Annotated in this window: 15 protein-coding genes; 4 read left to right on the top strand and 11 right to left on the bottom strand. The window is 71.1% G+C overall.

Features of this window, described 5'->3' with window-relative positions; genetic code table 11:
• Positions 1–25: 25 nt before the first annotated feature.
• Positions 26–529, bottom strand: coding sequence for a GbsR/MarR family transcriptional regulator (locus ACZ7M7_RS35310; protein ID WP_383615077.1), 504 nt, complete (start codon positions 527–529; stop codon positions 26–28).
• Between the two features lie 74 nt (positions 530–603).
• Between ACZ7M7_RS35310 and ACZ7M7_RS35305 the strand changes: the two genes are divergently transcribed.
• Entirely contained in the window at positions 604–1,524 is a 921-nt protein-coding gene (locus ACZ7M7_RS35305) for an ABC transporter ATP-binding protein (RefSeq protein ID WP_472124124.1), read from the top strand.
• On the top strand, positions 1,521–3,143 hold the full coding sequence (locus ACZ7M7_RS35300; RefSeq protein WP_472124121.1) for an ABC transporter permease: 1,623 nt from the start codon (positions 1,521–1,523) through the stop codon (positions 3,141–3,143). Before ACZ7M7_RS35305 ends, ACZ7M7_RS35300 begins: the two co-directional genes overlap by 4 nt.
• Before the next feature lie 9 nt (positions 3,144–3,152).
• Here ACZ7M7_RS35300 and ACZ7M7_RS35295 read toward each other — a convergent pair whose 3' ends face one another.
• From ACZ7M7_RS35295 to ACZ7M7_RS35255, 9 genes are all read right to left on the bottom strand, one after another.
• Positions 3,153–3,755, bottom strand: coding sequence for a Uma2 family endonuclease (locus tag ACZ7M7_RS35295; RefSeq protein ID WP_472124118.1), 603 nt, complete (start codon positions 3,753–3,755; stop codon positions 3,153–3,155).
• 88 nt (positions 3,756–3,843) lie between these two features.
• Positions 3,844–5,064: a cytochrome P450 gene (locus tag ACZ7M7_RS35290; protein ID WP_472124115.1), complete on the bottom strand. Its 1,221-nt coding sequence runs from the start codon at positions 5,062–5,064 to the stop codon at positions 3,844–3,846.
• Between the two features lie 47 nt (positions 5,065–5,111).
• Positions 5,112–5,777, bottom strand: a complete 666-nt coding sequence (locus ACZ7M7_RS35285; protein WP_369272472.1) for a response regulator — start codon at positions 5,775–5,777, stop codon at positions 5,112–5,114.
• A complete protein-coding gene (locus tag ACZ7M7_RS35280; protein WP_383615059.1) occupies positions 5,774–7,111 on the bottom strand; it encodes a sensor histidine kinase in 1,338 nt (445 codons plus the stop codon). The genes ACZ7M7_RS35285 and ACZ7M7_RS35280 overlap by 4 nt, the downstream gene beginning before the upstream one ends.
• 134 nt (positions 7,112–7,245) lie before the next feature.
• Positions 7,246–7,920 carry a response regulator gene (locus tag ACZ7M7_RS35275; RefSeq protein WP_369272470.1) on the bottom strand — a complete coding sequence of 225 codons (675 nt, stop codon included), beginning with the start codon at positions 7,918–7,920 and terminating at the stop codon, positions 7,246–7,248.
• Complete coding sequence (locus ACZ7M7_RS35270; RefSeq protein ID WP_472124111.1) at positions 7,917–9,320, bottom strand: sensor histidine kinase; 1,404 nt, start codon at positions 9,318–9,320, stop codon at positions 7,917–7,919. Before ACZ7M7_RS35270 ends, ACZ7M7_RS35275 begins: the two co-directional genes overlap by 4 nt.
• A 133-nt stretch (positions 9,321–9,453) precedes the next feature.
• Positions 9,454–10,695 (bottom strand): acyltransferase family protein, encoded by a 1,242-nt coding sequence (locus ACZ7M7_RS35265; protein WP_383615053.1) that lies wholly within the window; start codon positions 10,693–10,695, stop codon positions 9,454–9,456.
• On the bottom strand, positions 10,688–11,944 hold the full coding sequence (locus ACZ7M7_RS35260) for an alpha/beta hydrolase (RefSeq protein WP_472124108.1): 1,257 nt from the start codon (positions 11,942–11,944) through the stop codon (positions 10,688–10,690). Before ACZ7M7_RS35260 ends, ACZ7M7_RS35265 begins: the two co-directional genes overlap by 8 nt.
• Positions 11,945–12,163: 219 nt before the next feature.
• Complete coding sequence (locus ACZ7M7_RS35255; protein ID WP_383629667.1) at positions 12,164–13,054, bottom strand: alpha/beta hydrolase; 891 nt, start codon at positions 13,052–13,054, stop codon at positions 12,164–12,166.
• 196 nt (positions 13,055–13,250) lie between these two features.
• Between ACZ7M7_RS35255 and ACZ7M7_RS35250 the strand changes: the two genes are divergently transcribed.
• On the top strand, positions 13,251–13,859 hold the full coding sequence (locus ACZ7M7_RS35250) for a TetR/AcrR family transcriptional regulator (protein ID WP_383629669.1): 609 nt from the start codon (positions 13,251–13,253) through the stop codon (positions 13,857–13,859).
• A gap of 34 nt (positions 13,860–13,893) precedes the next feature.
• On the opposite strand, the gene ACZ7M7_RS35245 is transcribed toward ACZ7M7_RS35250, so the two are convergent.
• Complete coding sequence (locus ACZ7M7_RS35245) at positions 13,894–14,619, bottom strand: hypothetical protein (protein ID WP_472124104.1); 726 nt, start codon at positions 14,617–14,619, stop codon at positions 13,894–13,896.
• Between the two features lie 253 nt (positions 14,620–14,872).
• Here ACZ7M7_RS35245 and ACZ7M7_RS35240 point away from each other — a divergent pair, with 253 nt between their 5' ends.
• Complete coding sequence (locus ACZ7M7_RS35240) at positions 14,873–18,250, top strand: HelD family protein (protein WP_472124102.1); 3,378 nt, start codon at positions 14,873–14,875, stop codon at positions 18,248–18,250.
• Positions 18,251–18,282 lie beyond the last annotated feature (32 nt).

The raw sequence follows: 18,282 nt of genomic DNA, 5'->3' as shown, positions 1-18,282 counted from the left end.
GCTGCCCAGCCGTCGAGCAGGTGGGTCAGCCCTGGCCGAAGGTCTTCTCGCGGTGGGCTCGCCAGCGCTCCATCATCGCCGCGACCTCGATCTCCACGAACTCGAAGAAGGCCAGCGTCTCGGCCAGCCGACGGCCGGCCGGGGTGTCGGCGCCGAGGCTGGTGACGCCCTCGCGCAGGGCCACCTCCCAGCGCTTGAGCACGGCCTCGCGGTTGGTCAGGGCCTCGTACCACTGGTCGCCGTGCACCCGGTAGCGCTCCCGGCGCGAGCCGGGCTCCCGCTCGCGCGTCACCATGTGCGTCTGGGACAGGTAGCGCACCGCCCCGGAGACCGCGGCGGGGCTGATGCGGAGCTGTTCGCTCAGTTCGGCGGAGGTCAGCACGCCTTTGTCGGAGGAGAGCAGCGCGGCGAAGACGCGGGCGGCCATACGCTGCATCCCGGCCTCGACGAGCTGCGCCGCGAAGGACTCCACGAACTTCGACACGGACTCCGCGTCCCGGCCTGCCCCTGCGCCGACTGATTCCGTCATGCACCCCATCCTATCGAGGGTTTCTATGCTTCCTTAACTTCACAAATTTCTGAAAGAAGCGTACGTTCTGAAGCATGACGAAGGCAATCACCGTCTCCGGACTGCACAAGTCGTTCGGCAAGACGCATGCGCTCGACGGCCTCGACCTGGACGTCGAGACCGGCGAGGTCCACGGCTTCCTCGGCCCCAACGGCGCCGGCAAGTCCACCACCATCCGCGTCCTGCTCGGCCTGCTGCGCGCCGACTCGGGCGGTGCACAGGTACTCGGCCGCGACCCGTGGGCGGACGCCGTGGAGGTGCACCGCCGGATCGCATACGTGCCGGGTGATGTGACGCTGTGGCGCAACCTCTCCGGCGGTGAGGTCATCGACCTGTACGGCCGGCTGCGCGGAGGCCTCGACAAGCAGCGCCGGGCCCAGTTGATCGAGCGGTTCGAGCTGGACCCGACGAAGAAGGGCCGCACGTACTCCAAGGGCAACCGCCAGAAGGTCGCCCTCGTCGCCGCGTTCGCCTCCGACGTCGACCTGCTCATCCTCGACGAACCGACGTCCGGCCTGGACCCGCTGATGGAGGAGGTCTTCCAGCGCTGCGTCGAGGAGGAGCGCGAGCGCGGCCGTACGATCCTGCTCTCCTCGCACATCCTCAGCGAGGTCGAGGAACTCTGCGACCGGGTCAGCATCATCCGCAAGGGCCGTACGGTCGAGAGCGGCTCCCTCGCCGAGCTGCGCCATCTGACGCGGACCAGCGTCACGGCCGAACTGGCCGGTCCGCCCAACGGGTTGGGGCATCTGCCGGGCGTCCACGACCTCGCCATTCAGTCAATGGAGAGGAGTCAGGGCCACCGCGTGCGCCTCCAGGTCGACACCGACAAGCTCGACGCCGTCCTCAGGTCGCTCAGCGAGTCCGGTGTACGGTCACTGACCTCGACGCCGCCGACGCTGGAGGAGCTGTTCCTGCGGCACTACCAGGCCGATGTGAGCGAGGTGGCCCGATGACCACGGCGACCACGACGACCGGGGACCTCGCCGTACGGACCGGCGGCGGCACCCGCCAACTCGCCGGTACGGGCACACTGTTGCGCTTCGCCCTGCGCCGCGACCGGGTGATGATCCCGGTCTGGGTGGCGGTGAACGCGCTGATGATCCTCTCCATGCCGAACACCCTGGAGAACCTGTACGCCACCCCGGCCGACCGGGCCGACCTGGTGCAGGACACCGCGGCCAACGCCTCCTTCCGCGCCCTGATCGGCCCGGTCTTCGGCGACTCGATCGGCGCCCTGACGGCCTGGCGGGTCGGCGTGTACGCGGGCGCCCTCGCCGCCGTACTGAGCATGCTCCTCGTCGTACGGCACACCCGGGACGAGGAGGAGAGCGGCCGCCAGGAGCTGGTGGCGTCCGGGATGGTGGGCCGGCGGGCCTCCCTGACGGCGGCGCTGCTGACGGCGGGGGTCGCGAACGCCGTACTGGCAGTGCTGGTGGCCGCCGGCCTGGCGGGCCAGGGCGCGTCCGGCGCGCTGGCGTTCGGGCTCGGTCTCGCCGGGGTCGGCATGGTCTTCGCCACGCTCGCGGCGATCGTCGCCCAGTTCACGGAGAGCGCCCGGCTGGCGCGGGGGCTGACGGCGGGGCTGGTGGGCGCCGCGTTCGTGCTGCGCGCGGCGGGCGACTCGGCGTCGGACGACGGTTCGTCGGCGCTGACGTGGGTGTCACCGCTGGGCTGGCTGGAGAACCTGCGGCCGTTCGCGGACGAGCGCTGGTGGGTCCTGCTGCTGTTCGCGGGGGCGGCTGTCGTCCAGGGCGTGGTGGCGTACGAACTCGCCGGGCGCCGGGACGTCGGCATGAGCTTCCTGCCCGCCCGTCCCGGGCCTGCCGACGGCCGCCTCGGCACGGCGGGTGCGCTCGCCTGGCGGCTCCAGCGCGGCAGCGTGCTCGGCTGGAGCATCGGCTTCTTCCTCGCCGGGGTCGTCTACGGCGGGCTCACCGACGGGGTGGCCGACCTGGTCGGCGACAACGACAACGCCCGCGAGATCTTCCGGCGGATGGGAGGGCAGTCCGGCGTCACCGACGCCTTCCTCGCCTCGATGGTCGGCATGCTCGGTCTGATCGCCGCCCTGCACGTGGTGGGGTCCGTCCTGCGGCTGCACGGCGAGGAGACGTCGATGCGGGCGGAACCGATCCTGGCGAACGCGGTGGGCCGCCTGCGCTGGGCCGCCGGCCACCTCGTGATCGCCTTCGCCGGCTCGGCCCTGATCATGCTCCTGGCCGGCCTCGGCTTCGCCGTCGGCTACGGCAAACAGCTCGGCCCGATCCTGGGCGCCTGCCTGGTCCAACTCCCCGCGGTCTGGGTCGTCGGCGGCCTGGCGGTCCTCCTGTACGGCCTGCTCCCGCGAGCGGCGATGGCGGCTTGGGGAGTGGCGGGCGCGGTCCTGCTGCTCGGCTGGGTCGGCCCCGCGCTGGACGTCCCGCAGGCGGTCCTCGACCTGTCCCCGTTCGGCCATCTGCCGAAGCTGCCGGGTGGGGGGATGGAGTGGGGACCGGTCCTCGTCCTCACCGGTCTCGCTGCAGTCCTGGTGGCCGGGGGGCTGGCGGGGGTGCGGCGGCGGGACATGACGACTTGACGGGGCGGATCAGTCGACGTACTGCTTGAGCTTCTCGGTGTCGAGTTCGACGCCGAGGGGCTCGGGCAGGGCGAGCGTGTCTCCGAAAGGTACTGTGCGACAGTTGCCGTACCCGACCTCAGGCACCGGATCGCTGTAGAGGTTGGCTGTGCATGCGTCTCGGTCGATCAGCAGGTAGAACCGGATACCTGCGGCGCCGTATGCAATTGGTTTCTCCTTGCGATCGCGCTTGTCGGTGTCGGAGTCGAACGACGTGACCTCGAGTACCAGCAGCACGCCGCTCGGGTCGGCCCACTCACCATGTCCGGCGAAATAGTCCTCGGGCACTACGACCGCGTCAGGGATAGCCCGACCCTCGCGATACTTCTCCACCCTCAGACCCTGTCCCTGGTACACATCCAGATCGGGCCTCGCACGCATACAGCGCTTGTTCAACCACACGACAACGCTGTTGTGGTCGCCATCGGCCACCTTCTTGACCCCGATCCGTCCGTTGATGAACTCCAACCTGACGGCGTCGTCGGTCTCCTTGGCCGCGAACGCGGCGATCCTCTCAAACTCTTCCACCGACATCTGGGGCGACTGCAGCGCACGCTCTGCCATAACCGTCATGGTGCCTCCCTTCGTAGGCAGGCACCAGCTTGACGAGCCGCCGACGACCTTCGATCGGGATTCGCTCAGTGGTCAGCCGAACGAGTGATCAACCCACCTCGACGCTCAACCCCTCCAGTCCCCGAATGACGAAGTTCGGCTTCCGCTCCGGGTCCGCCGCCAGCCGCAGGGTCGGGGCCTGTTCCAGCAGGGCTGTCATCGACGCCGCCAGTTCGATGCGGGCCAGCGGGGCGCCGATGCAGTAGTGGATGCCGGCGCTGAAGGAGATGTGCGGGTTCTCCTTGCGGGTGAGGTCCAGGGCGACCGGGTTCTCGAAGACCGTCGCGTCGTGGTTGGCGGAGCCGAACAGCATGGCGATCTCCGCGCCGCGTGGGATCGTCGTGCCGTCGATCTCGATCTCGTCCAGGACCCAGCGTTCGAAGAGCTGCAGCGGGGTGTCGTAGCGCATCAGCTCCTCGATCGCCGAGGGGATCAGGGAGTGGTCGGCACGCAGGGCCGCCAGCTGGTCGGGGTTGCGGAACAGCGCCCACCAGCCGTTGACCGTGGAGTTCACCGTGGCCTCGTGGCCGGCGTTCAGCAGGAGGACCGCCGTCGAGATCATCTCCTGCTCGGTGAGACGGTCGCCCTCGTCGTACGCCGCGATCAGGCCCGAGATCAGGTCGTCGCCCGGCTCCTTGCGGCGGGCCGCGATCAGCTCCAGGAGGTACTCCGAGAACTCGACCGACGCCCGGACCGCCTTGGTCGCCGTCTCCTCGGACGGGTTCAGCTCGTACATCCCGCAGATGTCCGCCGACCAGGGCCGCAGCTGCGCCCGGTCCGACTCGGGAATCCCCAGCATCTCGGCGATCACCGCGACCGGCAGAGGCTCCGCGACGTCCGTCAGCAGATCACCGCCACCCGCCTCGACCAGCCCCGACACCAGCTCGCCCGCCAGCCCCTGCACATACGGCTTCAGCTGCTCCACCGTGCGCGGCGTGAACGCCTTCGACACCAGCCTGCGGATCCGGGTGTGGTCCGGCGGCTCCAGATCGAGCATCCCGTGGTCGTTCAGGACGTGGAACGGCTCGTGCTCCGGCGGTGGCGCCGTCCGCCCGAAGTCCTCGTGCGTGAAACGGTGCTGATACGTCCGCCCCAGGCGACGGTCGCGGAGCAGTGCCGAGACGTCCGCGTGGTGCGGGACCAGCCACTGGTTCGTCGGCTCGAACCAGTGCACCCGGCCGCGGGCGCGCAGCTCTGCGTAGGCGGGGTACGGGTCGGCGAGGAACGCCGGGTCCCACGGGTCGAACGCGAGGGCGGAAGGAGCTGCCATGCCCGGACGTTAGCCCCACCTCCCCCTCCCTGACCAGGGGTGTCCGCTCAGCCCGGCGTGACCAGCCGGGCCTCGTACGCGAACACCGCCGCCTGCGTCCGGTCCCGCAGCCCCAGCTTCACCAGGATCCGGCTGACATGGGTCTTGATCGTCGACTCGGCGACCACCAGCCGCTCGGCTATCTCCGAGTTCGACAGGCCCTGCGCGATCAGCACCAGCACCTCCGTCTCCCGCTCGGTCAGATCCCCGTACGCCGCGTGCGCGGACGACATCAGACGCGGAGAGTCGGACAGCTTGGAGAACTCCGTGATCAGCCGCCGGGTGATGGAGGGAGCGAGCAGAGCCTCACCTGCCGCCACCACCCTTACTCCATCGGCGAGTTGGCGTGCCGAGGCGTCCTTCAGCAGGAAGCCCGAGGCGCCTGCGCGCAGTGCCTGGTACACGTACTCGTCGAGGTCGAAGGTGGTCAGCACCAGCACCTTCGCCGCGCCGTCGGCCGCGACGATCTCCCGGGTCGCCTCGATGCCGTTCAGCTCCGGCATGCGGATGTCCATCAGCACGACGTCCGGGGTGAGTTCGCGGACCCGGTCCACCGCTTCCCGTCCGTTGACCGCCTCGCCGACGACCTCGATGTCCGGCATCGCGTTCAGCAGGACCGAGAAGCCCTCGCGCACCATCATCTGGTCGTCCGCGATCAGCACGCGGATGGTCATGAGCCGTCCTCTGTCGTCATGGCGACCGGCAGGAACACGGCCACCTCGTAGCCGCCGTCCTCCGTCCGGTCCGCCGTCATCTCACCGTTCAGCATGGTGACGCGCTCCCGCATCCCGGTGATGCCGTGCCCGGCGCCGGGCGAGGGCTTCACGAGGGCCGGCGCGGGCGGCGGCCCGTTGACTATGCGCAGGCCGAGACCACCGAGAACGTACCCGACCTCCACCCGGGCGCTCGCGCCGGGCGCGTGCCGCAGGCTGTTGCTCAGGGCCTCCTGCACGATCCGGTACGCCGACAGCTCCACACCGGGCGGCAGCTCACGGACCGCGCCGATCACCGTCTTGTCCACGCTCAGTCCCGCGTCCCGCACGTTGGCCAGCAGCGCGTCCAGGTCGCCGAGGGTCGGCTGCGGGGCGTCCGGGGCCTCGTAGTCCTCGGCGCGGACGACGCCCAGCACGCGGCGCAGTTCCGTGAGGGCCGCCACCGCGTTCTCCCGGATGGTGGCGAAGGCCCGCTCCAGCTCCGGCGGCGGGTTCTCCACCCGGTAGGGGGCGGCCTCCGCCTGGATGGCAACGACCGACATGTGGTGGGCCACCACGTCGTGCAGCTCCCGGGCGATGTTCGTGCGCTCCTCCAGCAGGGTGCGCCTGGAGCGCTCCTGAGCGGTCACCGTCTGCTGGGCGGTGACCTCCTGCCGGGCCTCCTTGCGGGTGTGCCAGACGGCGACGACGAGCAGCATCAGGGCGGAGAGGATCAGCATGGGGCCGGAGTTCGTGCCGTAGTAGGCCGGGCCGAACAGCAGGTCCGCCACAAAGGCGTAGGCCGCGGTGACGGCCCACGTGTAGGCCGCCGTGCGGGGCCTGGTGCGTATGGCCACGACCGTCAGCACCGTCAGGTGGCAGAGGAAGGCCGCGGGCAGCCACGGCCAGCCGTCCCAGGAGCTGCCGAAGACCTGGCTGACCGGGGTGGCCGCCATCGACAGCCAGAACGCGCCGACCGGCCGGACCATGGTCAGGAGGATCGGGATCAGGGCGAGCGGGCCGAGCAGCAGCGCCCCCTTGTCGTTGTCGGCGGCCGACATCAGGAGCGTGAGCAGGCCGATCGTGGCGATCACGGTGTGCGGTGTCCAGGCCGCGTACTCACGCATGCGGCCGGGCAGCCGCCGGGTCACGGGGCCGTCGACCTTCATCCTGGCCAGTGGGCGGTAGGCGAAGGCGTCGTGGAACAGATCCTGGCGCAGGCCCTGCAGGGCGTTCGCGGCCAGCCGGAACTCGGGGCTGCGCGTCTTGGCCCCGTCGCCGGGTGGCGGGGTCGGCATCTGAGTCGTCTCGGTCACGTACAGAACGGTAGGCGCAGGGCCATGTCGCGGTCGTCCCCAGTGAGAGGGGTTCCTGCAGGTCCATCTCAGGTACTACGGGTATCGCTGCTGGTCGAGGCCGGGTGCGGGCGGTCCGTGGGCTGCGGTGCCGCTCAGTATCCGGAGGGCCGCACCAGCCCCGACTCGTACGCGAACACCGCCGCCTGCGTACGGTCCCGCAGGCCCAGCTTCACCAGGATCCGGCCCACGTGGGTCTTCACGGTCTGCTCGGCCACGACGAGGCGCTCGGCGATCTCCGCGTTCGACAGCCCCTGCGCGATCAGCGCGAGGACCTCCGTCTCGCGTTCGGTCAGGTCGCCGACCCGTTCCTTGAGCGGGGCCCGTGGCCGCTTGACCAGGCGGGAGAACTCGACGATCAGCCGCCGGGTGATGCCGGGCGCGAGCAGGGCGTCGCCGGCCGCCACCACCCGGACCGCCTCGGCCAGCTGGTCGGCGGAGGCGTCCTTCAGCAGGAAGCCCGAGGCGCCCGCGTGCAGCGCCTCGTACACGTACTCGTCGAGGTCGAAGGTCGTCAGCACCAGCACCTTGATCTGCGGTGTCGCGGCGGTGATGCGGCGGGTGGCCTCGATGCCGCCGAGTTCGGGCATGCGGATGTCCATCAGCACGACGTCGGGAAGAAGGTCGGCGACCTTCGTGACCGCGTCCAGGCCGTCGACCGCCTGGCCGATCACGTCGATGTCGGGCTTGGTGTTGAGCAGCACGGTGAACCCCTGCCGCACCATCTGCTGGTCGTCGGCGATGAGTACGCGGATGGGGCTGCTCGTCATGCGGTGCCGTCCTTGTCCGGGGCAGTGGCGTGGGCGTCATGGGGACCCTGGGGAACGTAGCCGAGGCCGTCGAGGCGCGGGTATGCGGGGAGATACGCGCTCACCAGGTAGCCGCCGTCCGGCGACGGGTGCGCCGACAGGGCGCCGCCGAGCATCGCGGCCCGCTCCCGCATGCCGAGCAGGCCGTGCCCGGCGCCCGGCGACGGGGGCGCGGGACGCTCCGGCCGGGAGTTGGCGACCCACACGGTCAGGCCGCTGCGCTCGTGCACGACTTCGACGCGGGCGGTCGCGCCGGGGGCATGCCGCAGTACGTTGCTCAGCGCCTCCTGCACGATCCGGTACGCCGACAGCTCCAGGCCGGGCTGCAGCGGGCGGCGCTCGCCGGTGACGCCGAGGGTCACGGTCAGGCCGGCGGCCCGGGTGTTCTCCACGAGGGCGTCGAGCCGGTCGAGGGTGGGTTGGGGAGCGTGCGGGGCGGTGGCCGATCCGGTGCCTGTGCCGGTGCCGGCCGCTGCCGGGTTGTCGGGGTGTTCCGAGCGCAGGACTCCCAGGACGCGGCGGAGTTCGGTGAGCGCCTCGAGGGCGTTCTGCCGGATGCCGTCCAGGTTCTCCTTGAGCTCGTCGGACGGGTTCTCGACGAGGTGGGGGGCGACCTGGGCCTGGATGGAGATGACCGACATGTGGTGGGCGACCACGTCGTGCAGCTCACGGGCGATACGGCTGCGCTCCTCCAGCAGGGTGCGGTGGGCTCGTTCCTCCGCGGTGAGCGTTTCCTGCTCGACGAGTTGGGTGCGGGCCTCCTTGCGGCCGCGCAGGGCGGTGCCGACGATGACGGCGATGGCGAAGATGGCGACCGCCGCGGCGCCGGTGCCGGCGTACTTCGTGCCGCCGAACTGGCCCTGGAGGGCGAAGGTGGCCAGGCCTGACACCCCGAGGGCCGCGACGGACCTGCGGGTGGGCACGCGCAGGGCCAGGAGCAGGAGGACGCCTGCGTGGGCGATGACTTCGGGGGTGGCCCAGGGCCAGTTGGGGGCGGGGGGCGCGTTTTCCGCGAGGTGAGGGCGGACAACGAAGGCGGTGATGAAGGTGGCCGTCAGGCTCAGGGCCCATGCCCGGCCCGGGCGCCACAGGGCCAGGCACAGGGCGATGCCTTGGGCGAAGCCGGCGATCAGACCGTGGGCCGTGCTCAGGTCGTAGCTGGCGCTGAGATCGTTGCCGCCGGCGAGGGAGACGCCCAGGGCGATCCAGGTGGTGAGGAGGATGGTCAGCCAGCGGCGCCACGTTCTCCCGAAGGGTTTGCGGAGGTTGGTGGGAAGGGGGCGTTTCCTGCGTGAGGGCGCGGGCGCGGGTGTGCGTGGCCCCGGTGGGGCGTAGGTGTCATCGGCGGCTGCAGGGCGCACATGCGAGGCATGCTCACCCGCAGCCCCTGCCGACCCCACCCGCGAGTCACTCTCACCCCCTGCCCCCGCAGTCGGCCCCCGCTCCCCCTCGACGGCCGTCGGCCTCTCCTCCTCGCCATTCACGGGGTCAACACTAGGCATGGTGCTCGGCCTTCGTTTTCCCGCTCTGTGGGGTGGGGTTGGAACGGATCACCTTGGATGTGCGGCCCTTGGTGCGGCGTGGGCCTTGTTCGTAGAGGCGGAACGTCGTCCAGCAGGCTGCCAGGGCCAGGGTGAAGACCGGGAGCCAAGCCAGGCGGGCCGCCACCCACGTGAGGTTGTCGGGGAGTGTGTGCAGGCCCGGGAGGTGGCCTGCCAGGAGGCCCGTGGCTGTGGTGGCCATCAGGGCCGTCTGGTGCCAGAGGAAGATCGTCATCGCGGAGAGGTTGAGCAGGGCCACCGCCGCCCAGGCCAGGGGGCGGCGCATCGTGCGGCGCAGTTGCTCGCGCAGGAGCAGGGCCAGGCCACACTGGGCCAGGCCGAAGGTGACAGCGGCCAGGGTCGGCGGGTTGAGGTTGGAGATGCCGGCACCGGGGACGCCGACCATGGACGCCGGGTAGCCCGCCCAGGCGACCAGCGCCGCCGTCGCCGCCGCGCCGCCCGTCAGCAGGATCCAGCCCGCGCGGCGGCGCTCCAGCTCGCCCCGGGTCCACGCCGCGCCCAGGCTGAACGGCACCAGCCAGCCGGCCGCCACGTTCGCCCAGCCGAGCCACGCGGGGCCGCCCAGGCCGAAGCGGAGAAGGTCCACATGGAGGACGACGGCCAGCGGCCACAGGGGGTTCAGGCGCAGGAGGAGGGGCGTCACCGCCGTCAGCGCCGCGAAGACCAGCAGGAACCACAGGGGGGACAGGGCCAGTTTGAGCAGGGTGTGGATCGTGTCGATGTCCGTGCCCGAGAGGAGCAGCAGGACCGACGTCACCGTCCACAGGGTGAGGACGGCCGCCACCGGTTTGAACAGGCGGGACATACGGGACCTCAGCCACTGTCCGTACGTCGTGCCGCGCGCTCGGGCCGAGGTGTAACCGCGGGTCGCCACATGGCCGCCGACCAGGAAGAACACGGCGAGAGTCTGGAAGGCCCAGGAGATCGGGGCCAGCCAGGGCATGTGCTGGAGCGGGCTCGCGGTGCGCAGGCCGGACTCGCCGTCCGCCACCAGAGCCGTCACCAGCCAGTGGCCGAGCACGACGCCGAGGATGGCGAAGGCGCGCAGGGCGTCGACCGCCCGGTCCCGTTCGATGGGGGTGACGGCGTCGACGCGAGCGGCGCCCCGCCGGATGCCCTCCGGTATGCCCCGCCGGGCACCGCGCGCCCGCCCCGTGATCGTGGACTCAGCCATGGGTCACCTCCGAGGTCTCGCCCAGGACGATGCGGGTCAGGTTCGTCAGGGACGTCGTGCCGGGCCTGAAGTAGTCGCTGTGGCCGCCGTCGCCCGCCGCGAAGACCCGGGCACCGAAGGACGGCGACATCGGGTCGGTGCCGAAGCCGACGGTCGTGCCGAGCAGGTCGAACCTGACGTGCGGGACCTGGGCCACCCAGTCGTCACCGCCACGGGCCGCCCAGACGCGGGCCGCGGTGTGCAGGGCGCCCGCGGTGTCGACACCGGTGCCTGGGCTGCCTATCAGGGCGATGTCGTCCACATCGAGGTCGGAGGCCGCACGGCCGCAGACCACCGAACCGTAGGAGTGGCAGAGCAGGGAGACGTGCGGCCCCTCTTCGGCCGACCCTTTCGACGCGCCGCTCATGCCCGACGCGCCGCTCATGCTCGACGTGCGGCCCGCGCTCGACGTGCGATCCGGGATGGCGCGCAGCTGCCGTACGAACTCCCGCAGCTTCGGCGCCGCGTCCTCGGCCCGTCCCGCCGTGGCGACCGTGACGCTGATCGTGCCCGGCGTCTCGTAGCCGAGCCAGGCCACCACCGCGGTGCGCGTGCCCTGCGGGGCCTCCCGGGTGAGGCGTTCGTGCAGCGCGCGGGCGGTGTTGCGGAAACGGTCGTAGGTGTCGATGGACGTGTCGGAGCCGGGAACCAGGACGGCGATGCGGTCGGCGTGCGCCAGGTCGCCGAAGACCTCCGTCGCGAGGCCGGGGCCGCGGCCGTCGAACGTGAGGAAGTGGCGGGACGGGTCGGCCATCGCACGGTCCGCGGCGGCGCGTGCGCGATGTCCGTTGGCCGCGGCCATGCGGGACGCCTCGGCGGCGTTGGCTCGGTTGGCGGCGTACGCCTCGTCCAGCGTCGCCGCCGTGACCGGCGCGAGGACGGCCGGCTTCGGGGCGGGTATCTCGGGCCGCGCCGCACCGGACAGCGGGACGACCACGGCACCGGTGATCACGGTGGCGAGCAGCGCCCGGCGCAGTCTGTGCGTGCGGCGGGCCTTCTTCGTCCCGCTGAACCCACTCGGCCCGGTCGGCTCGACGGGCCCGGTCGGCCCGCTCGAGTACTCCGACCCGCTCGAGTGGTCCGACCCGCTCGAGTGGTCCGACCCGCTCGAGTGGTCCGACCCGCTCAAGTCGGCCGACTCGCCAGGCTCACCCGCCCCGCCCGACGAACTCGCCCCGGCTACCCCCGTCGTACGCCCCACGGTCGTCATCCCTTCCAGTCCGCCCGGCCATCGGGCCTACCTGGAAGGGAAGTTACGGATCCGGACTTGTCGTCCGCGTCATGCCAGGGAGCTCACCTGCGATGTAGCTCTCAGGTACTACGGGTATGTAGGGGCCCTCCCTTCAGGGGCCGCTCCGGGCGGGGCGCGTGCGGGTGACGGGACAGGTGCGGTGACGGGATACGTGCAGGTGAGGGGGCACCTGCGAACTCACCACGCCAGTTGCGCGATCTCCTCCGCCACCACCGCGCACGCATCCGCCGCAGGGTCGATCAGCGGGAAGTGGCCGACGTCCTCCAGCAGCGTCAGACCGATCACTTCCCCCGCCTTCGCCGCCGCGTCCGCGTACGACTCGGCGACCGCCTGCGGGACCACGACGTCCGTCCGGCCCTGGACGAGCGTCGTCGCGATGCCCGTCGGGAGCAGGAGCGCGGGGTCGGCGTACGGCTGACGCTCGGCGAACTCCACTCCTCCGCCGAGGAGTTGCTGCGCCGCTCCGCCACAGACGTCCAGCTTGTCGGCGACCGCGAAGTCGGCGATCGGGGCCAGCGCGACGACACCCCGCAGGGGCGCGGGGCGGCCGGTGTGCCAGGGGGCGTCCGCGGGCAGGACATGGCGGGCCGCCACCCAGAGGGCGAGGTGACCGCCGGCCGAGTGGCCGGTGACCACGGTCCGGCGCGGATCGGCCTGCGGGAGCATCTCCCGCAGGAGGGCGGGCATCGCGTCCAGTGCGGCGGCGACGTCGTCGAACGTGTCCGGCCAGCGTCCGGCGACCGGGGCACCCGTACCGGCACCCGTACCGGAATCCGCCGCCCCCCGCCGGTACTCCACATTGGCCACGGCGAACCCGCGCCGCGCCAGGAAGTCGGCGAACGGCGTGACATGCCGCCGGTCGTACGGAGCCCGCCATGCCCCGCCGTGCAGTACGACGACCAGCGGAGCCAGGTCGCCCGGAACGGCCTCGCCGCGCGGCGCATAGAAGTCGATCACCTGGTCGGGGTGGTCGCCGTACGAGGCGATGGCGTCGGGGTCGACGGGCGGGTGCGAGAAGGCGGACTCCTCTTCGGCGGCGGCCCGGGCTGCTGCGACGTCGTCCGGCATGCTCAACCTCTCAGCGACGAAACGGATTTGGACGAAAGCGGAGTGGCGGACCACGTGGGAATTCGGCCGTTGGCGGGGACGGTATCAGGCGGGTGACGTGCGTGGACACGGGGATGTCACGCAGGGTGAAGGGTAAACGGTTCCACTGTTCCGTTACGCTGGGGTCGTAGATCGTACGCGCACCAAGGAGGCCGATATGTCCGCCGAGCCCGGCACCGTACGTCCCGGAGGGCGTACCGCGCGTGTCCGTGAGGCCGTGCTGCGGGCGGCCGGGGACGTCCTGGCGGAGCAGGGTTTCGACGGTCTCGACCTCGCCGACGTCGCCCGCCGGGCCGAGGTCGGCAAGACCACCGTGTACCGGCGCTGGGGCTCGGTGACCGGGCTGGTGGCCGACCTGCTCGCCGACATGGCCGAGCAGTCGCTGCCCCGCGAGGACACCGGGTCCGTGCTGGGCGACCTGCTCGCCAACGCGGCGCTGGTGCAGCGGACGCTGGCCGATCCCCGGCAGGGCGCCCTGTTCCGTGCCGTCATCGCCGCGGCGACCTGCGACGAACGTACGGCGCAGGCGCTCCGCCGGTTCTACGAGATGCGGGTGGCGGAGTGGGCACCGTGCGTGGAACAGGGCGTCACCAGGGGGGAGTTGCCCGCCGGTACGGACGCCAAGGCGGTCGTACGGGCGGTGTCGGCGCCCCTTTACTACCAGTTGCTGACGACCGGGGTGATCCCCGACGCCCCCGCCGCGGAGCGCGCAGCGCGGGCCGCGCACGCGGCTGCCGTGGCGGGGGTGTACGCCGGAGGAGGTTGACTCCTCCCGCTCCCTGAAGAGGGGGACTCCTGACTCAGGCTCCCTCCGGGATCAGCGCTTCCGGTAGCGGCTGCGGCGGCCACGCCGTCGGGGGCGGGCCGAATGCGCGACGAGCGGCCCGCACCGCCAGAGCGGCGAGGGCAGCGTTGGCGCCACCACCGATCACGGCGCCGATGCCGAACGGTGCCACTCGGCCGAGAACGATGATTCCCTGCTTGGTGCCGTACTTCGTGACGAAGTTTCTCCCCAGGATCTTGTTGATCTGGCGCAACGTCTCGACCGGCACCTTGGCGACGACCTGCCGTCCCCAGTGTTGACCCGTGCGCTCGGCGACCTTGGTGATGGTGGTGGAGCCGGACCCGCCGAGCATGACTCCCATCACGATCGTTCGGCGGCGCTCGATCTCCCCGATGGGGACTCCGTGGACTTCCGCGACCGAGAGCGCGAAGAGGGCGCTCAGCTCGAGAGACGAGAGAGCCTCGCCTGCCGACAGTGCCAGTGCGAGGCCCGTGCCGACACCGGGCGCCGCTGCGGTTCCTCCCACCGCGGCACCCGTCCCGGTCAAGGCGCTGACGTACATCCGCTCCAGGTTGCGGATCACCTGTGCCGGTGTCGCCTCCGGGTTCCGCTGGCGGGCTCGGGCGATGTTCTTGCGCACCAGTGGGGTCTGGAGGTCGATCGCCTTGTCCAGGAGGTCGAGGACTCGCTGCCCACGTCCGGCTGCTTCCGGATCCGGTCCGTCGGGGGCATCTGCTGGCATGCCTCGAACTCCTCAAGTCTTCCTGTTCCAACGAAGTCTCATATTCCACCAGTTGACCGGACACTGCGCCACCACCAGTACGAAATCGGCCCCCTCCCGAAACCAGGTGTGCCCATGGCGGGCAGAGGTCGGCGAACTGGGGTCGAAACTCGGTTCCTGACCCCCCGTCACGATCAGGTCTGGTACCTATTTCGTGGGACCTGGGCATATGTCCGGGGCGGCCCTTCCGGGGGCCGCAGGGGAGGGGAAGTACATGGGCACCACCACGCGCGACGACATCATCGCCCTCGAGCAGAAGAAGGTGGACTTCGCCTACGACTGCTACGCGGCCCGGCTGGCCGAGATGACCGGCGCGTCGGTCGCGGGCGCCTCCGCCAGCGGCAAGGACAGCATCGCCAACCGGATGGAGGCCGAAGAGCGGGCCGCCGCATACGGTGGCCTCGGCAGCGAATCGCTGGTGTTCTGCCGCGTCGACGCGCAGGAACCGGGCGGCGCGACGCGGCCCTGGTACATCGGGCGACGCGGTGTCCTCGACGCCGAGAGCGACCCCGTGGTCCTGCTGTGGACCAGCCCCCTCGCCAAGAAGTGGTACGAGGCGTCCCCCGACGCCCCGGGCGAGGTGGTCCTGCGACGGCAGTTGCACTGCGCGCAGCACGTGGTGGAGAGCTATTCCGACGAGATCAGCACCACGCCCCTCCCCGCCACGACCGAGCAGCCGCAGCCGGTGCCGCTCACCCTCGTCCCCACTCCCGGCGACATCGCCCGCGTCCAGCGCCGCAAGCCGATGCAGCCCGACGACTTCCTGCTGCGTGAGCTCCAGCGCTCGCGCAGCGGGAGCATGCGGGACATCGTCGAGACCATCCGCCGCGACCAGATGGCGCTGGTGACGGGTTCGCCCTCCGACATCCTGGTCGTGCAGGGCGGTCCGGGAACCGGCAAGTCCGCGGTTGGTCTGCACCGCGTGACATGGCTGGTCAACAACAGCCATTTCAAGGCCTCGGACATCCTCGTCGTCGGCCCTCACCAGAGGTTCCTCGACTATGTCGGGCAGGTCCTGCCCACTCTCGGCACGCGCGACGTGAACGCCGTGCAACTGTCGCGCCTGTGGGACGGCGACATCCTCGGCGTGGACGAACCGCGGGTGCGGCTGGTGAAGTCCGACGAGCGCATGGCGTCCGTACTGCGGCAGCGGGTGGAACAGGAATGCCGGCCCGAGGCCCTCGACGACCTCACCACCGCGCCGTCGTACGAAGGCGACGAGCCGGCGTTCACGGTCGCCGTCGGCAGCACGACCCTGCGCCTCCCGCGCTCCGAGGTCCTCACCCTCGTGGAGGAGGTCCGCGACGGCTCAGGCGCCTACCGCGAACGTCGCGAGCGCTTCCGCACCCTGCTCGTCGACCGTCTGCTGCGGGAGCTCACCACCATCGCCCCGCGCCGCGCCCGCGACGACACGATCCGCCGTGACCTGGAACGCAACCGTCAGGTGGACCGCCTCATCGAACGCGTCTGGCCGTCCCCCGGCGCAAGGGAAGCCCTGCGTACCCTCTACGACTCCCCCGACCTGCTGCGAACCTGCGCCGAAGCCATCCTCGACGCCGAGGAACAGTCCGCACTGCACCGCCCCCGGGCAGCCAGGGCGGACGAGGAACCCTGGTCCTTGGACGACCGGGCCTGCCTGGAAGAACTTCGGTATCTCATCAGCGGGGAGACACCACGCCGCTACGGGCACATCGTCGTCGACGAGGCGCAGGACCTGACGCCCATGCAGGCCCGCGCTCTGCGCCGCCGCTGCGCGGCAGGCGGCGGCTCGATGACGGTGCTGGGCGACCTGGCGCAGGCCACCGGGCCGTACGCGCACGCGGACTGGGACCGCCTCGGCGCCCTCCTCTCCGACCACGGCGACTGGCGCGTGGCCGAGCTGAACACCAGCTACCGGGTACCCGCCGAGATCATGGAGTTCGTCGCGCCCCTGGCCCGCGCCATCGCTCCCGAACTGACCTATCCACAAGCTGTGCGGGAAGCCGGTGGGAGTGCTGTCCAGACGGTGGCGACCGAGCCATGGGCACTCCTTGACGACACGGTCGCCCACGTCATCCGGCTCGCCGGTTCCACGGACGGACGAAATCTGCGGTCGGTGGCCGTCATCGTCCCGGACGACTCCAACTGGCTCGACGCGATCAGCCGCCAATTGGACGAGTCCGACCGCATCACGGCCCAGGAGCGCGAAGCCGTCTCCGTCATGGCGGCGGCCCAGTCCAAGGGCATGGAGTACGACCACGTCCTGGTCGTCGAGCCCGCCACGATCGCCGACCGCGGCCCAGCCGGTCTCCGCCAGCTGTACATCGCCCTGACCCGCAGCACCCAGAGCCTGACCGTGCTGCACACCTCCGCGCTGCCGTCCGCCCTCACGCACGGCGACGAAGGCACACCCCGGCCGTCCGAAGGAACGGCACCGGCAGCACCAGGGGATGTCCCCGAGATCGGCACCGAAATCCGTGTCCGGGTGATCGGTCACATCAGCGGCGGCAACTACAAGGTCGAGGCCACGTCACACGCCACGGCCCGCCCACTTCTCATGGCCGTCCGGAACGGAGCCACACCGCCTGCCGCCGGGGAAGAACTGGACGCCTGGGTACTGCGCCACGACTCCAACGTCACCTTCGTCACGGTCGACGGGCGCGGCCGCAAGCCCATCTCGCCCACCATGGCGAAGCGTTACGTACACGCTCTCACCGTCGTCGAGGACCTCGTCGCGGGGAACGTCCCGGCTGACGCCCGCACCCGCCTGTCCGAGCTGAAGGGCATGGCCAACCGCTGCCTGCGCCTGGACCAGCACGACTGGCTGGACGTCTGGCGCGTCCTCGGCGCACCGGACAGACCCCGCCTGACCGTGCTGCGGGACCTCGCCGCGCACACCGCCCGGGCTCTGGCGTCCGACGCACTGGACCTTGACCGGTTCCGGGCCGATCTGGAACAGAGCGGCTGGGCCGAGGCCATGGTCGCGGCTCGGCGGGACCTCGAGCGGCGTGTGAGCAGCGCCGAAGCCAACCAGGAGGCGGAGCACGATCAACTCCCCTCCACCCACCAGCAGGACGTATCTGCCCCGTCCGAGCAGACCCGGACCGGTGAAGCGTCCGGGCAGCCCGAGCCGAAGGAACCCCTTCCCATGGCCATCGGCACAGCCGACTCCACTTCTCCGCACGCAGGGCCGACCACGGACCTGCTCGAACACCTGCAGACCTCCGCGGCGGCCGACCGCGTGTGCAAGACCCACGAGGCGGTGCGACTCGAACTGATGGCGGCACTCCTGCGCGCGAACCTGCAGCCCGACAGCTCACCCGTGGTCGACGTCACGTGCGCCACCGAGAAAGGGAGCATCCTCTACGAGGTGCTGGGTGCCGGCCGGTCTGCCTATCCCGACCTCCGCTCGGGAGCGGCCCGCCTGATCGAGGTCAACCACACGCTGCCCGCTCCCGCCGACCACCTCTACCTGGTGCTGAGTGAACCACCCGCCGACGCGTGGACGGCCGACGCCGTCCACGACGTGTTCGGCGTCCACGTCGTCTGGCGCACCCCGGCGGGCTGGGACGGCCGTAACGGGGATGCCCGCCTGGGCACCGGTCCGGCATGAGCTCACCTCGCCGCACGTGGTACGTCGAGGCC

This window comes from Streptomyces sp. NPDC111606 (assembly GCF_055656945.1).
Note: the sequence above shows the minus strand (reverse complement) of the source record. Positions and strands in the feature narration are given on the sequence as shown.

Coding starts and splice junctions, on each gene's coding strand:
- ACZ7M7_RS35285 (WP_369272472.1), bottom strand. CDS start 5,777: ATGACCATCCGCGTGCTGATCGCGGACGACCAGATGATGGTGCGCGAG.
- ACZ7M7_RS35265 (WP_383615053.1), bottom strand. CDS start 10,695: ATGGCTGAGTCCACGATCACGGGGCGGGCGCGCGGTGCCCGGCGGGGC.
- ACZ7M7_RS35250 (WP_383629669.1), top strand. CDS start 13,251: ATGTCCGCCGAGCCCGGCACCGTACGTCCCGGAGGGCGTACCGCGCGT.
- ACZ7M7_RS35240 (WP_472124102.1), top strand. CDS start 14,873: ATGGGCACCACCACGCGCGACGACATCATCGCCCTCGAGCAGAAGAAG.
- ACZ7M7_RS35275 (WP_369272470.1), bottom strand. CDS start 7,920: ATGACGAGCAGCCCCATCCGCGTACTCATCGCCGACGACCAGCAGATG.
- ACZ7M7_RS35290 (WP_472124115.1), bottom strand. CDS start 5,064: ATGGCAGCTCCTTCCGCCCTCGCGTTCGACCCGTGGGACCCGGCGTTC.
- ACZ7M7_RS35300 (WP_472124121.1), top strand. CDS start 1,521: ATGACCACGGCGACCACGACGACCGGGGACCTCGCCGTACGGACCGGC.
- ACZ7M7_RS35295 (WP_472124118.1), bottom strand. CDS start 3,755: ATGACGGTTATGGCAGAGCGTGCGCTGCAGTCGCCCCAGATGTCGGTG.
- ACZ7M7_RS35310 (WP_383615077.1), bottom strand. CDS start 529: ATGACGGAATCAGTCGGCGCAGGGGCAGGCCGGGACGCGGAGTCCGTG.
- ACZ7M7_RS35255 (WP_383629667.1), bottom strand. CDS start 13,054: ATGCCGGACGACGTCGCAGCAGCCCGGGCCGCCGCCGAAGAGGAGTCC.
- ACZ7M7_RS35305 (WP_472124124.1), top strand. CDS start 604: ATGACGAAGGCAATCACCGTCTCCGGACTGCACAAGTCGTTCGGCAAG.
- ACZ7M7_RS35260 (WP_472124108.1), bottom strand. CDS start 11,944: ATGACGACCGTGGGGCGTACGACGGGGGTAGCCGGGGCGAGTTCGTCG.
- ACZ7M7_RS35245 (WP_472124104.1), bottom strand. CDS start 14,619: ATGCCAGCAGATGCCCCCGACGGACCGGATCCGGAAGCAGCCGGACGT.